The 13,361-nt window shown below is 49.8% G+C and carries 11 protein-coding genes; 5 read left to right on the top strand and 6 right to left on the bottom strand.

What is annotated here, in order from left to right; all coding sequences use genetic code 11:
* Window positions 1–15: 15 nt before the first annotated feature.
* Both paaK and paaG read right to left on the bottom strand, forming a co-directional pair.
* On the bottom strand, window positions 16–1,359 hold the full coding sequence (gene paaK, locus QWU00_RS06445) for a phenylacetate--CoA ligase PaaK (RefSeq protein ID WP_035380217.1): 1,344 nt from the start codon (window positions 1,357–1,359) through the stop codon (window positions 16–18).
* A gap of 257 nt (window positions 1,360–1,616) precedes the next feature.
* On the bottom strand, window positions 1,617–2,405 hold the full coding sequence (gene paaG, locus QWU00_RS06440; RefSeq protein ID WP_035380216.1) for a 2-(1,2-epoxy-1,2-dihydrophenyl)acetyl-CoA isomerase PaaG: 789 nt from the start codon (window positions 2,403–2,405) through the stop codon (window positions 1,617–1,619).
* Window positions 2,406–2,735: 330 nt separating this feature from the next.
* On the opposite strand from paaG, the gene pcaF reads away from it, so the two are divergent.
* The 3 genes from pcaF to QWU00_RS06425 are packed head-to-tail and all read left to right on the top strand — an operon-like array spanning window position 2,736 to window position 6,863.
* Entirely contained in the window at window positions 2,736–3,944 is a 1,209-nt protein-coding gene (pcaF, locus tag QWU00_RS06435) for a 3-oxoadipyl-CoA thiolase (RefSeq protein ID WP_035380215.1), read from the top strand.
* A 4-nt stretch (window positions 3,945–3,948) separates the two neighbouring features.
* Entirely contained in the window at window positions 3,949–6,030 is a 2,082-nt protein-coding gene (locus tag QWU00_RS06430; protein ID WP_052051360.1) for a 3-hydroxyacyl-CoA dehydrogenase NAD-binding domain-containing protein, read from the top strand.
* Complete coding sequence (locus QWU00_RS06425) at window positions 6,027–6,863, top strand: MBL fold metallo-hydrolase (protein ID WP_035380213.1); 837 nt, start codon at window positions 6,027–6,029, stop codon at window positions 6,861–6,863. The genes QWU00_RS06430 and QWU00_RS06425 overlap by 4 nt, the downstream gene beginning before the upstream one ends.
* Window positions 6,864–7,167: 304 nt before the next feature.
* On the opposite strand, the gene QWU00_RS06420 is transcribed toward QWU00_RS06425, so the two are convergent.
* The 3 genes from QWU00_RS06420 to QWU00_RS06410 all read right to left on the bottom strand — a co-directional run bounded on the left by QWU00_RS06420 (window position 7,168) and on the right by QWU00_RS06410 (window position 10,547).
* Window positions 7,168–8,709 carry a carbohydrate porin gene (locus tag QWU00_RS06420; protein WP_081939054.1) on the bottom strand — a complete coding sequence of 514 codons (1,542 nt, stop codon included), beginning with the start codon at window positions 8,707–8,709 and terminating at the stop codon, window positions 7,168–7,170.
* A 100-nt stretch (window positions 8,710–8,809) separates the two neighbouring features.
* Window positions 8,810–9,475, bottom strand: coding sequence for a hypothetical protein (locus QWU00_RS06415; RefSeq protein WP_035380211.1), 666 nt, complete (start codon window positions 9,473–9,475; stop codon window positions 8,810–8,812).
* A 166-nt stretch (window positions 9,476–9,641) separates the two neighbouring features.
* Window positions 9,642–10,547 (bottom strand): helix-turn-helix domain-containing protein, encoded by a 906-nt coding sequence (locus QWU00_RS06410; protein WP_052051358.1) that lies wholly within the window; start codon window positions 10,545–10,547, stop codon window positions 9,642–9,644.
* 97 nt (window positions 10,548–10,644) lie between these two features.
* Between QWU00_RS06410 and QWU00_RS06405 the strand changes: the two genes are divergently transcribed.
* Window positions 10,645–12,210, top strand: coding sequence for a 4-hydroxyphenylacetate 3-hydroxylase N-terminal domain-containing protein (locus QWU00_RS06405; protein WP_052051357.1), 1,566 nt, complete (start codon window positions 10,645–10,647; stop codon window positions 12,208–12,210).
* Between the two features lie 8 nt (window positions 12,211–12,218).
* Window positions 12,219–12,758, top strand: coding sequence for a flavin reductase (locus QWU00_RS06400; RefSeq protein ID WP_052051356.1), 540 nt, complete (start codon window positions 12,219–12,221; stop codon window positions 12,756–12,758).
* Between the two features lie 7 nt (window positions 12,759–12,765).
* Here the strand turns inward: QWU00_RS06400 and hpaR are convergent, their stop codons facing one another.
* Complete coding sequence (gene hpaR / locus QWU00_RS06395; RefSeq protein ID WP_231551687.1) at window positions 12,766–13,254, bottom strand: homoprotocatechuate degradation operon regulator HpaR; 489 nt, start codon at window positions 13,252–13,254, stop codon at window positions 12,766–12,768.
* Window positions 13,255–13,361 lie beyond the last annotated feature (107 nt).

Genomic DNA, 13,361 nt, shown 5'->3' with positions numbered 1-13,361 from the left:
ATTATCCTTTTAGGTTCAGGCCAGAATACTGCTTGCCTTGGCGCGGTTATCAATCACGCGGGTTACCTTGCCGTTTGAGCGGGGGATCATGCCTGGTTCTTTCACGGAAACCTGCACAGAAACACCGATTGTATTTTTGATGGTTTTTATGATTTCGCGGGAACGATGAGACGTTTCTGCCGGGTTCCATGCTTCTGGCCGGGGTTCTACATGAATGGTCATGTTATCCATGCGGCCATGATGGGTCAGTTCAATCTGAAAATGTGCGCTGCACCATTTACAGTGCAGAAGGGCCGCTTCAACCTGTGTCGGGAAAATGTTCACGCCACGCAGAATGATCATATCATCTGAACGTGCCATTATTTTTTCTATTCGTCTTACCGCAGGCACCATGGTGCCCGGTAAAAGGCGGGTTAAGTCACGCGTGCGATAGCGCACGATAGGGAAAGCTTCCTTGGAAAGTGATGTAATGACCAACTCTCCCGGCTCTCCATCCGCGACGGGAACACCCGTTTCCGGATTAATGATCTCAGGGTAGAAATGATCCTCCCAGAAATGGAGGCCATCTTTTGTTTCTATAAACTCCTGAGCAACACCGGGGCCAACAACTTCTGAAAGTCCGTAAATATCAACAGCGTGCATATCGAATGCCTGCTCTATCTCTTCACGCATGCTGTTTGTCCACGGCTCTGCACCAAAGATGCCATACTTTATGGAAGAAGCCCGAGGGTCCAAACCCTGTCGCCGGAATTCATCCAGCAGGGCCAACATGTAGGAGGGGGTGACCGTAATGATTTGCGGCTTGAAGTCCTCAATCAGTTGCACCTGCCGTTCCGTCATGCCGCCAGACATGGGGATAACGGTGCAGCCCATACGTTCAGCTCCCCAATGCATGCCGAGGCCGCCTGTAAACAATCCATAGCCATATGCATTATGCAGTTTCATGCCGGGCCGTCCGCCTGCCGCGCGGATTGAGCGCCCGACAATGGCCGCCCACATATCCAGATCCGCATGGGTGTATCCGACAACTATGGGTTTTCCTGTGGTGCCGGAAGAACCATGAATGCGTGCAAGCCTTTCCTGTGGAACGGCAAACATTCCAAAAGGGTAGGTATCGCGTAGGTCTGCTTTGGTTGTTGTCGGGAACCGGGCCAGATCTGATAATGAACAGAGATCGTCCGGATGGACGCCCGCCGCTATGCATCGGTTACGGTATAAAGCGACATTCTCATAGGCATGGCGAAGAGACCATTTCATACGCTCAAGCTGAATGAACATCAGTTCATCGCGAGATAGTGTAGCAATGTCATGTATGGCTTCTGGATGGGGGTAAGCCGGGGTGTAGACGGTGGCGTTCATCGTAACCTCATATCGCCTCTTTGCGGGGCTGTTGTTTTGGGAAGGTTCGGTTTGTAAAACGTGCGTCCTGTAGAAACAGTATCGGTTAAACGTTGTTTTTCAGGGTAGAGAAACTATTGATGAAACGAGCACTTTTTCTGAAAATGTTGAAGTTTTCTTGTGCTCCGCCTTTTTCACGAAAGGCGTAGTTCGAGGTTTTGCGCCTTCTTGCGCAAGGGAGACTGTAAAACAGGCTGTGCACTCGTAAGGCATGGCAATTATCCCAAACCGCTGAAATGCGGCTTTCGCTTTTCGATGAAAGCGGCTACCCCTTCAGCATAATCATCTGTCTGCCCAGCACGGCGCATCAGGTCACGCTCAAGGTCCAACTGCTGGTCCAACGTGTTATGGGATGATGCATTGAGGGCAGACTTTATCTGTCCCAGGCCAAAAGTGGGTTGCTCAGAAAGGTGTTTTGCAAGAGCGTGCGCCTCTTCATGAAGGTTTTCATCTTCAACAGCCTTCCAGATGAGTCCCCAGTCCGCAGCGGTTTCTGCTGAGAGGGGCTCACCCAGTAAAGCAAGTCCTCGGGCACGAGCCTCACCAACAAGGCGGGGGAGGTGGTAGGTGCCTCCAGAATCGGGAATAAGGCCAAGCTTGGCAAAGGAAAGTACAAATCGTGCTTCCTTGCCTGCAATCACAATGTCGCAAGCCAGGGCAATATTCACGCCCGCACCTGCCGCCACACCGTTGACGGCGCATACAATGGGCTTTGGCAGGGACCGAAGTTGCCGGATGAGAGGATTATAAAATGTCTCTACAGTGTGTCCAAGATCAGGAGCCGCGGCATCTGGTGCACGAAGCCGCTCGGAAAGATCCTGGCCGGCACAAAACCCTCTTCCTGAGCCTGTAAGCAGAACGGCCCTGCATGATGGGTCTTCTCGCGCTTCTGTCAGGGCTGCCCGTAACGCTGTATGCATTTCATCGTTAAGCGAATTGAGGCGTTCTGGCCTGTTGAGAGTGATGGAAAGCCAGCCAGGATGCCGTTCAACGAGCACTGTAGTCATGGGATATTCCTTGTGGGTCGGTGGAGCCGATCTTGTTTTCGTTTAAGGCGGAGGATATCACGTATTAATATATTGACCAACCAGACGGTTTATATATTCTGACAGAAGTCTACATCTGTCAATAAATCAAAAAAAACGGAGGCAGCCGATGTATGATAGCTCAATATGTCAGAAAGCGTTTTTCTTTGGTGCATTTGTCCCACGCTTTACGAATCACTGCCGGGGTGAGTTCCCTGATGATAGAGACAGTCTTTCACGATCTGTTAGCCGTCTAAGCACAGCGTCGTTTTGGAATATTCTCGTAATACCCGGGCGGGCAGGAGATATTTCATGAGGCATGCTTATATCTGTGATTATACGCGCACACCCATAGGTCGCTATGCAGGTATTTTGCGCGATATTCGGACGGATGACCTTGCAGCACATCCGCTGCGTGTCATGCGTGAGCGGCACACAGCGCTGGATTGGGAATGCATTGATGATGTGATTCTAGGATGCGCCAATCAGGCAGGGGAAGATAACCGTAACATAGCCCGTATGGCACTTTTGCTGGCTGGACTTCCAGAAAGCGTATCGGGCACCACAATCAACAGGTTATGTGGTTCCGGCCTGGATGCTGTGGGCATGGCGGCCTACCGCATTATTGCCGGAGATGCAGATCTGGTTCTGGCTGGCGGGGTGGAGAGCATGACACGCGCTCCATTTGTAACAGGCAAGGCAACGCATGCATTTGGCCGTCATTGCGAGATGTATGATACGACCATTGGCTGGCGTTTTATCAATCCCGTTTTTCAGGCGCGGTTCGGTGTGGATTCCATGCCTGAAACGGCCGAAAACGTGGCGGAACAGTTTGGAATTTCTCGCCAGGATCAGGATATTTTTGCTGCTCGCTCACACAAACGTGCAGCCGCGGCTCAGGCAAGCGGCTTTTTTGCACGTGAAATTTCACCCCTGCAGATCTCTGGCCCTGCAAAAGGCGAAAAAAGCTGGGTAACGGATGATGAGCATATCCGCCCCTCAACAACCCCCGAAACATTGTCCAAGCTAAGAACACCATTTCGTGATGGTGGAAGTGTGACTGCTGGCAATGCTTCTGGTGTGAATGATGGTGCAGCTATTCTTGTTCTAGCAAGTGAAGACGGAATACGCCGCCATGGCTTGCAGCCCAAAGCACGCCTGGTTTCAGTGGCAACTGTGGGCGTGGCCCCCCGCATCATGGGGATTGCTCCGGCGCCTGCCACGGAGAAATTGCTCCAGCGAAATGCTCTTTCAGTGAAAGATATCGACGTTCTTGAACTGAATGAAGCCTTTGCCGCACAGGCATTGGCTGTTTTACGTCAGCTTGGGTTGCCTGATGATGCTGATCATGTGAACCCCCATGGGGGTGCCATAGCGCTGGGGCATCCGTTGGGAATGTCGGGTGCGCGGCTGGCTATGACAGCGGTAAATGCCATGGAGCAGGGAGCGGGGAAACGTGCTGTGGCAACCATGTGTATCGGCGTTGGGCAGGGTATTGCCGCTTTGATTGAAAAGGTTTGAGACAATGCAGACCATATCTCAACCTGTCGTTCGTGTGTCGCGTCATGGAAAAATTGCTGTCGTGACAATTGATAATCCACCCGTAAATGCTCTGTCTGATACAGTAAGAGCATCACTGGTGCAGGTGCTTCCCGAGCTGGCGGAAGACCCCACCGTAGCGGCTGTGGTGTTGACAGGCCAGAACGGACAGTTTGTTGCAGGGGCAGATATTCGCGAGATGTCCAGACCACCGGCTCAACCATTTTTGCCAGAGGTTGTGGCTGCGATTGATGCAATGAAAAAACCAATTCTTGCGGCCATTGATGGTGCTGCTTTAGGGGGAGGGCTGGAGCTCGCCCTCGCATGTGATCTTCGTGTTGGCACTGAGCGTAGTCGTGTGGGGCTGCCAGAAACAAAACTGGGGGTTATTCCCGGTGCTGGCGGTACGCAACGCTTGCCTCGATTGACAGGGGTGGCAACAGCACTTGAGTTGATTGGAAGCGCAAAAATCATTTCTGGAAAAGAGGCTTTGCATCTTGGTATTTTAGATGCGCTCATGCCAGAGGACAGAATGTTAACGGACGTTATCGCTTTGGCGGAAAATACTTCCAAGCGCAGGCTGTCCGAGCATGATGTGCCATGTGCTTCGAAAACTGATGTTCAGGACGCAGAGAAGAGCACCCTTAAGCGGGCCAAGGGGGCTACGGCTGTGCTGGAAGCCGTGCGGGTGGTTAAGGCAGCCGAGACAGAGCCTTTTGCACAAGGCCTCTTCCTTGAACGAGAGGCTTTCCTGCGGTTGCGCGAAAGTGATGAGGCAAAAGCGCTGCGTTATCTTTTCCTTGCGGAACGCGCTACAGGACGTTTGCCGGCAAGTGAAAAAGCCCAACCGCGCCATTTTTCCCGTATCGGGATTATTGGTGGCGGAACGATGGGAGCGGGAATTGCTGTTACCACAGCGGATGCAGCATTAAACGTTGTGATTATAGAGCGTGATGCTGCTGCGGTAGCTGCATGCCAGAAACGCATTGCAAGTCTTTATGCCAAACAGATTGAAACAAAAAGAATTACCGAAGAAGAGGCAGAAAGACGATTTAAAAAAATACAGATTTCCCATGAGTGGGACGTGTTAAAGAATGTGGATTTTGTGATCGAAGCAGCATTCGAATCCATGGAGGTGAAAGAAGATATTTTCCGTAGCCTTAATAAAGTCGTGCAGGCCCATACGGTTGTCGCAACAAATACATCTTATCTGGATCTGGACGCAATTGCCGGATGTGCCGAAAGGCCAGAGAATGTGCTGGGGCTGCATTTCTTCTCTCCTGCTCATATTATGCGTTTGGTTGAAGTTATTCGTGGTGCCAAAACAGCACCGGATGCTTTGGCAACAGCAATTGCTCTGGGACGGAAAATACAGAAACTCCCCGTCGTTGCCGCCGTGGGCGAAGGATTTATTGGGAATAGAATATTTTCACATTATCGTAAGCACGCAGAATATTTAATGGAAGATGGGGTGTCCCCGCAGGACATTGACCAGGCCATGCAATCTTATGGCTTTGCTATGGGACCATTTGCTGTAGCGGACCTTTCCGGGCTGGATATTGCATGGGCCATGAGAAAGCGGCAGAGTGCAACACGCAATCCGAACGAGCGGTATGTGAAAATACCTGATATGTTTTGCGAGGCCGGGCGTCTTGGCAGAAAAACCGGTAAGGGCTGGTATTCTTATGTCGCAGCTTCACCCGAACTGGATGATGAAGCGTGTGCTCTGATTGAAGCAGGAAGAAAACAGGCGGGGAGTCGTCACGTTAAATTGAGTGCTGAAGCCATTCAACGTCGTCTTCTTGCTGTTCTTGCAAATGAAGGGGCCAAGGTGCTGGAAAGCGGAGTTGCGTCCTCTGCGTCGGATATCGATATTGTGTTTGTAAATGGGTATGGCTTTCCCCGTATTCAGGGCGGCCCGATGTTTGCGGCTGATAAAATGGGTTTGCCTAATGTTTTGAGGGAAGTGGAAGCTGCTGCCACTGTAGGGGGAGCAGGGTCAGAACCTTCGGCTTTATTGATCCAGCTGGTGCAATCGGGTGGCTCTTTTACCGCAGGAATAACATGAAAGCAGCGTTGCAGACAGATTGGCGGTTACGAGAAGAAACCCCAATCTATGGAAAGCCCATGGATGTTGTGGATGGGATCAGGCGCATTGTAGCACCTAATCCCCACTCTATGACGTATCATGGAACAAATACGTGGCTTATAACCCATGCAGCCGGTACCGCCGTCGTTGATCCAGGAACGGATGATCCTGCGCATCTGGATGCTATCTGCGGAGTTTCCGGTACAATCAGCCATGTTATTGTCACGCACTGGCATCATGATCATTTTGACGGAGCCCGTGCCCTTGCATTGCGTGCTAACGTTCCTGTTTTCAAGTTTCCGTCGGGCCCGTTAAAAGGGGATAAAGACCTTCTTCACGGGACTGAAATTGCAGGTATGCAGGTTATCCATACGCCAGGCCATGCAGAAGATCATATTTGTCTTGAACGGCCTGATGGAGTTTTGCTGAGCGGTGATCATGTGATGGGATGGTCAACCACCTTGGTTCCTCCGCCGCCGGATGGTGATCTGGGTGATTATATTGAAAGCCTGGAACGCGTGCAGGCTCTTAACGCTCGAATTTTTCTGCCCGGGCACGGGCCAGAGATTCTGAAACCATATTCGTTTATTGAACAACTTTTGGAAAAAAGATATGAAAAACTGCATCAAATTGAAAATATTCTGACGCATGAGGTTCAGGAGTTTTCCAATATTTGTAATCGTGCATATCCAAAATTGAACAAAAAATTACGATTTGCGGCAGAAATGATGCTTGAAACTTACTTGCTAGAGCTAAAAAAACGCGGGAAAGCAATACAAGAACCAACAGGTTGGAAACGAGCAGGATACTGATTTTTCGATATCCTAATATTGTATTTTTTCTAAAAGATCTAGAAGTAATAATCGGAATCTATACTTTCTTTTTTCTAGAATTAGGTTCCCTGAATATTATTCTTTTTCTCGAAGTAGCCTGCTCTTTCATAACTGAAAATAAGTGACAGGGAAGAAACAGTCTGTAGTGCTGACCAGAATAATCGTTGGATGGTTGTCGGTGTCAATCCTAACGTTAGATTGGCATAGTAAAAATTTTTCCTGAAAAACATAACATAAATATTAATTAAATTTTTTTATTGTAAAGGATAAATGCAGGCTTCTCTCAATGTGCTGAAAGGCCCGAGAGGAAGCCCATGTCGATCATCAACTGACCCGCAAGAACGATACCATTTGAGCTAATCTTTTTTGCTGCCGGATTATAGTAATTGTCAGGATTAAAAATGTATTGAACACTTGGCTCGAATGCAATTCCGGGAACGATGGAGATATGCCCACTCACCTCCAGGCGCATGATATCCTGGGCACCTAGCCGAGGGTCTCCTCCATTTTGAATACGTGTTCGCTGCTGATAGAGCATTTGGTGCTTTGAAGCCCGTACGTAGCTGAATTTAATCTGTTCCCGGTCTAAAGTGCGTTTAAAGAGCCCATGATAACTAAAACCTCCTTCTGCAAGTGCTTTGAAGGGAGCTGCAGGGTCTGCGGCAAAGCCGAGTGCCCCGAACGCATTAAGACCTTCAGGTAATGGGGAAGGGACTGGGTGCTTATGGTCCCGGCGCCAGATGAGCTGTTGGCCGCGAAATTCGGCACCGGCTCGTCCATAATGTGTTGTATTGGTGTAAGGGTCTTTATATTGGGAACTGTTAAAGAAGCCGGATAACTGATACCGGCCGCCGTAAAGGTGTGAAATTTGAAGCCTTCTATAATTGAAGCCGCCCAGAAGAATATAACCTGAGGCCGTGCGGGTGTCCCAACGCCACCCGTTTCCGTGTTGGAAATACTGATTCAGATTGGCTTCGAAAGCACCCATCTCAAAACTTATGTCATTAAACATACGTGCAGTGATGTAACTGCCCCATGTTGCATACGGAGGCGGCAGTATGCCGGCGGATGCCTGCATGATCGGGTCCGTGCAGTTAAGGAAGTTATCGCAGTTATTAAAGAAAAAATACCGCCGAGGATGAGTTCTACCCACAGAAAAGTTGACGCGATTATAAAAGAGTTTTTGCTGATACGTCAGCAGTGCGAGCCACCCTCCCGCAATATCATTGTGCTGATCAATGCCTGCAAAATAGCTTCCAACGGCACCAGCCCATGCAGGGCCTGTGGGGTAGCCACCATTTACAGTGGGCCGAGAGAGAATTTCTTCAAAATGAATTTCCCCTCCCTTGATTCCCATAATTTTCTGAAGATTGGCATCCAGTCCCAACACAATGCCGGTTCCAAGAGAAAAACGGCCAGGACGCGGTCCAATGTCAGGATTTGTCATATAGAGCTGGTTGAAAATTGCGTGGGGGGTTAAGCCAAGGTGCGTTAGAAACCGGCCCAGAAATGTTAAAGGTCCTTTTGGTGCCGATGTGCCAGGTGACACCAGAAGGGGCGCGCCAGCCAATACTTGAGGAGGTAATTCCGAAGGTACGAATGTAATCGGTCCCTGTACATTGACGTAGCGATCCCGCAATTCTTTGGTGAGGCGCACCGAATCCCAAAAATGACTGTTGGGTGGAGGAGGCGATGTTATTGTAGCCTGCTCTGCCAGTGCAACGTGAAACAGGGTTGATAGTGCGAGACTGACGCATACGAGATTTGCCCGAAACCATGAGAGACGGTGCCATGTACTTACGGATGGTATATAGCTGAATTTCATGAAACACTCCTCTCTGACTGAATTTTTATTATTATTCAGACAGAAGCGTATGGATCTTTGGCCTGGATAAAAGAGCGTGCGTAGCAGGGGAAAAACTGTTTCAAGCGGTGCGTGCTGTGCGAGAACCGGCCTCCGATGCAAAAGAAAGGATCGCTCCTAGCGCCACACTGAGATAAGCGGCAAAAACAACCCGCCATATATTGGGTAGTAGAAACGTGATGGTATGTGCTGGGGTCCAGAAAAAAATAAGACATAAGCCAACAATTTTTGCCCAGCGGGCGAACCCGTTGGAACGTAGGTAATCGGTCGGAGCCTTTATGCCCTCATCCAGCATTCGGTCCGTGATAAAATGGGTTAGCATCATAAAGAAACCGTACCCGGAAAAGATGTTCATCCACGCACTAATAGCGAATGCAGTGAGTGGTCTGGATAGAGAACTGGTACCAAAAAACTCTCTAACACCTGAATCCATAATCATGAATGACATTGCAATCCAGACGCCAAAGCAGCCCCAAATGAGAGCCCGCGAAATCAAATGATCTGGGATCCAGTTATCTTGCGTAATTCGGTGCCTCAGGCATTCGCCAAATGTGGCCAGGAAGAAAAATTTTATATAAGCCAAAAGGAGCGGATGCCCATGGACATTCAAGACGAGGTATATGATTCCACAGGTAACTAAAATCAGGTAAAAAATGGCTGCGATATCGGACGCTCTGAATCCAATGTTTCGCTGTCTAGTGTTGAATGTATTTTCATTATGAGACATTTTGGTCCGCCTTTTTCTTTTTATATTTAGCGTGACTTTGTAAGATTGAACCCGGAAAAGGGAGTTGGTGAGCCTTGTGGAGTCATCTCTGGAAACAGAAGACTACCTCCTGTCTGTAAACCAATTTAATTATCATGTTAATTAAAACAACGTATACCGTGCCACCTCACGCAGGCGTGTTGTCTGGTATGGCTGTCAGCAAGCTGTCTTTGGTGTTTTCTGCCCATTTCCGTCTCCATTCTCGAGGCGAGAGGCCAGAAAAAGTGTGGAAAAATCGGGAGAAATAAGCGGGGTCAGGAATTCCGACTTCAGCAGCAATCGCCTCGATAGGGCGGATGGTAAATGCAAGAAGCCGTTTGCTTTCTAGTAGTCTGCGCTCAATAATCAGCCGTTTCAGGTTTTGGCCAAAGGCGGCCTGTGTCGTCGTGTTGATTTGATAGGGCGTTTGACCAAGCGCGCGTGCGTAATCGGTAATCGACCACGCATAGCGAAAATGCTCCTCTATGAGAGACCGGATTCTGACTGCTGCGGCACTTTCATCGGGAATTCGTGCAGAACGGGTCAGGGAAAGTGCTTCACCTAAAATTGCTATAGCAAGACCACGAATAACGCTCTGTGAGGTCTCGGGAGCGGTTCTGTAACGTTCATAACCCGCCTGCATAAGTGTTAGCATCAGCGGGGTAGGTTTTGGCTGCTCCGGGCCGGCCAGAACCAGCGGTGTGCGGGCGGCAATGCTTTTAAAGAGGGGGTCGGTATCAGTATAACTGCTGGCAAGAGAAAACACGATTGCATCAGAGCCCGATGATACAGAAAACCCATGCACGACCCGAGCAGGAATAAAGACAAACATCGGCGCTTGGAATTCAATTAACCGATCTTCAATGACATACGTGCCTGATCCGTCTGTCCAAAAACACAACTGAAAAATCTGCTCGTGCCTGTGGGCCGGAACGTGGCCGTTATGGAGGGATTTGCGATCCATAACGTTTTCGACATGCACAAAGCCTATGTCATCAGTTTTTGTGTTGATGCCATATGTCAGAAAGCTCGGAATATCGGGTTTTTGGGGCATTTAAAAAAGTCCAAGTTTTTCTTTGTTTTCTGCATTCTCTCTTAATTTCAGAAAATATACCATCGGTTTCAAGAAGAATAATAAAGGATGATCGGAAATGGATGATTCCTCAGGGCTATGTGGTGCAGGCGCTAAGCCGTCTACCATCATCAAGCGTCCTTTCACGGGCGCAGAATACCTCGAGTCACTTCGTGATGGTCGAAACGTCTATATCAATGGAGAACGCATAGACGACGTCACCACGCATCCGGCCATGCGAAATTCAGCGCGCTCAATAGCGCGCCTGTATGATGCTCTCCACCAGCCAGAACACAGCAAAATCCTGACAACTCAAACAGACACAGGCAATGGCGGCTTTACCCATAAAAGCTTTGTATCGCCTAAGTCTATTGAAGATCTTGTGGGCCAACAGCAAGCTATCGCCGGGTGGGCGAGAATGACGTATGGCTGGATGGGCCGAACGGCAGATTACAAGGCTGCGCTGACAAATACGTTGGGAGCGAATGCAGAGTGGTATGGTCCTTTCGCTGACAACGCACGGGCATGGTATAAAAAGACACAGGAACAGGTATTGTTCCTTAATCACGCAATTGTAAATCCGCCTATTGACCGGCACAAACCAGCCGAAGAGGTCAAGGATGTTTTTGTCCATATTACAAAAGAGACGGACGCAGGCATTTATGTGTCCGGCGCAAAGGTTGTCGCAACGTCGTCTGCCCTGACCCACTACAATCTTCTGGCTCAAAGCTCCGCAACAGTAACAGAAGATCCATCAATGTCTGTCACATTCATCGCCCCGATGAATGCCCCCGGCATTAAAATGATCTGCCGCACGTCTTATGAAGAGACAGCGAACACGGTCTCCTCCCCGTTCGATTACCCGCTTTCCTCGCGGTTTGATGAAAATGACGCCATCCTGGTGCTGGATAATGTTTTTGTGCCGTGGGAGGACGTTCTCATTCTGCGGGATGCAAAGAAAATCCTGTCTTTCCCCATAGGCTCGGGCTTTATGCAGGGGTATTGCTTCCAAGGGTGCACGCGTTTTGCGGTCAAGCTGGACTTTCTGGCTGGTGTCCTTGCCAAAGCGCTTCGCTGCACGGGTGGAGATGCCTTTCGCGGCAATCAGGCGGCATTGGGTGAGGTGATTGGGTTGCGTCATCTTTTCTGGTCGCTTTCCAATGCCATGGCGCGCGCACCGCAGCAGTGGCACAATGGTGCGGTGCTTCCCAACCTTGAAGCTGCGTTGACCTATCGCGCCTTTATGTCAGATGCCTACCCGCGGGTGATAGACCTTGTGCGTCGCTGTGTGGCTTCGGGGCTTATTTATTTGCCGTCTTCGGTCAAGGATTTCGCTAACCCGGAGATAGACGGTTATCTTGCGCAGTATGTTCGTGGTTCAAACGGCATCAGCCACAAGGACCGGATCAAAATCATGAAACTGTTGTGGGATGCAACGGGCACAGAGTTCGGCGGGCGGCACGCACTTTATGAGCTGAATTATGCAGGTAGTCCGGAGGATGTGCGCTTGCAAATTCTCAAAGGAGCAGAACGAGGTACGGTGCTGCGTCAAATGGAAGAACTCGTTGATAGCTGTTTGAACGATTATGATGAAAATGGTTGGACTGGTGACACATGGCTGTCTCCGGCGAAAGCTGCGGAGTGAGGTGTGATATGACCACTACACTTAAGCAACAGGTAGCGTTGCCCGATCTTGGAGCTGTTCAGCTTGAGTTTCGTGCGGCGATGGCGAGGGTCGGGGCATCTGTAAACGTCATTTCCTCTGCTGGGGAAGGGGGGCGGGGCGGATTTACCGCAACGGCCATGTGCTCGGTGACGGACACTCCGCCAACCCTGCTTGTCTGCATGAACAGGCGGTCCAGCCAATGTGATCTTTTTCTTCGGAATGGTGTTTTCTGTGTGAATGTTCTCAGCCATGATCATGTTGATCTGGCGGAATATTTTTCCGGGAAGGTCACTGATATGAACGAGCGCTATGCGTCCGGTATGTGGGAGTGCCTGCCGTCCGGAAATCATGCTCTGGCGGATGCGATTGCCTCGTTCGATTGCAAGATTACGGCGCATCACGTTGTTGGAACACATTATGTGCTCTTTGGGGAAGTCCAGAGTATTCGGCGTTCAACAGTAGGGCATCCGCTTTTGTATCTTGACCGAGCCTTTGTTGGCGCGACTGCCGGGATTGTATCGAACTGAACGTTTCTCAAAATTGAGCAAGATCATCCAGGAGTTCAAGAAGAAGCGCTATTTTTCTTTTTCCAAAATATGTTTCTATTTCTTTGTAAATCTTTACTCTGTCAGGGTAGATTTTTTGGAAAGAGGTCTCGCCGAGGGATGTCAGCCTGAAGAGATAGCGCCGCCGGTCTGACGCACATTGCACTCGCGTCACCAGATCACGTGCTTCCAGATTGGCAAGGATACGTGTCAGGCTGGGGGGCAGGATGAAGGCTTTTTCTGCAAGTTGCGCTGCATCGAGTGTGGAGTGCTCGTTCAGAAGTCTGATAACGCGCCACTGCTGGGATGTGAAATCGTGTTCAGCAAGCATGGGACGAAAGCGGGACATAAGCGCTTCTCTCGCCCTCAGCAGAGCAATAGGCAAAGCCTTTGTGGCTTCGTGCGGTAATTCGGACGGATTGGCGCGTGAGGCGGAGTGCGAGTCCTGCGTTGGTGGTGGCCGCTTTGGGATAGTCATATTTCACCTTGGGTTGAAAAGGTTATCGAGAGGATATCACGAAATATGGAACGAGGAAGCGTAACGTGAATGTGAGACCTCAAATTAACTGACATGCCGCTATAACA

This window comes from Acetobacter tropicalis (assembly GCF_030644465.1).
Lineage (GTDB): Bacteria > Pseudomonadota > Alphaproteobacteria > Acetobacterales > Acetobacteraceae > Acetobacter > Acetobacter tropicalis.
The sequence above is the reverse complement of the archived record's forward strand: the minus strand, read 5'-3'. Positions and strand labels throughout refer to the sequence as shown.

What these genes read in the sequence shown, in the direction of transcription:
- paaK (WP_035380217.1), bottom strand. Translation starts at nt 1,359, where the DNA reads ATGAACGCCACCGTCTACACCCCGGCTTACCCCCATCCAGAAGCCATA.
- paaG (WP_035380216.1), bottom strand. Translation starts at nt 2,405, where the DNA reads ATGACTACAGTGCTCGTTGAACGGCATCCTGGCTGGCTTTCCATCACT.
- pcaF (WP_035380215.1), top strand. Translation starts at nt 2,736, where the DNA reads ATGAGGCATGCTTATATCTGTGATTATACGCGCACACCCATAGGTCGC.
- QWU00_RS06430 (WP_052051360.1), top strand. Translation starts at nt 3,949, where the DNA reads ATGCAGACCATATCTCAACCTGTCGTTCGTGTGTCGCGTCATGGAAAA.
- QWU00_RS06425 (WP_035380213.1), top strand. Translation starts at nt 6,027, where the DNA reads ATGAAAGCAGCGTTGCAGACAGATTGGCGGTTACGAGAAGAAACCCCA.
- QWU00_RS06420 (WP_081939054.1), bottom strand. Translation starts at nt 8,709, where the DNA reads ATGAAATTCAGCTATATACCATCCGTAAGTACATGGCACCGTCTCTCA.
- QWU00_RS06415 (WP_035380211.1), bottom strand. Translation starts at nt 9,475, where the DNA reads ATGTCTCATAATGAAAATACATTCAACACTAGACAGCGAAACATTGGA.
- QWU00_RS06410 (WP_052051358.1), bottom strand. Translation starts at nt 10,547, where the DNA reads ATGCCCCAAAAACCCGATATTCCGAGCTTTCTGACATATGGCATCAAC.
- QWU00_RS06405 (WP_052051357.1), top strand. Translation starts at nt 10,645, where the DNA reads ATGGATGATTCCTCAGGGCTATGTGGTGCAGGCGCTAAGCCGTCTACC.
- QWU00_RS06400 (WP_052051356.1), top strand. Translation starts at nt 12,219, where the DNA reads ATGACCACTACACTTAAGCAACAGGTAGCGTTGCCCGATCTTGGAGCT.
- hpaR (WP_231551687.1), bottom strand. Translation starts at nt 13,254, where the DNA reads ATGACTATCCCAAAGCGGCCACCACCAACGCAGGACTCGCACTCCGCC.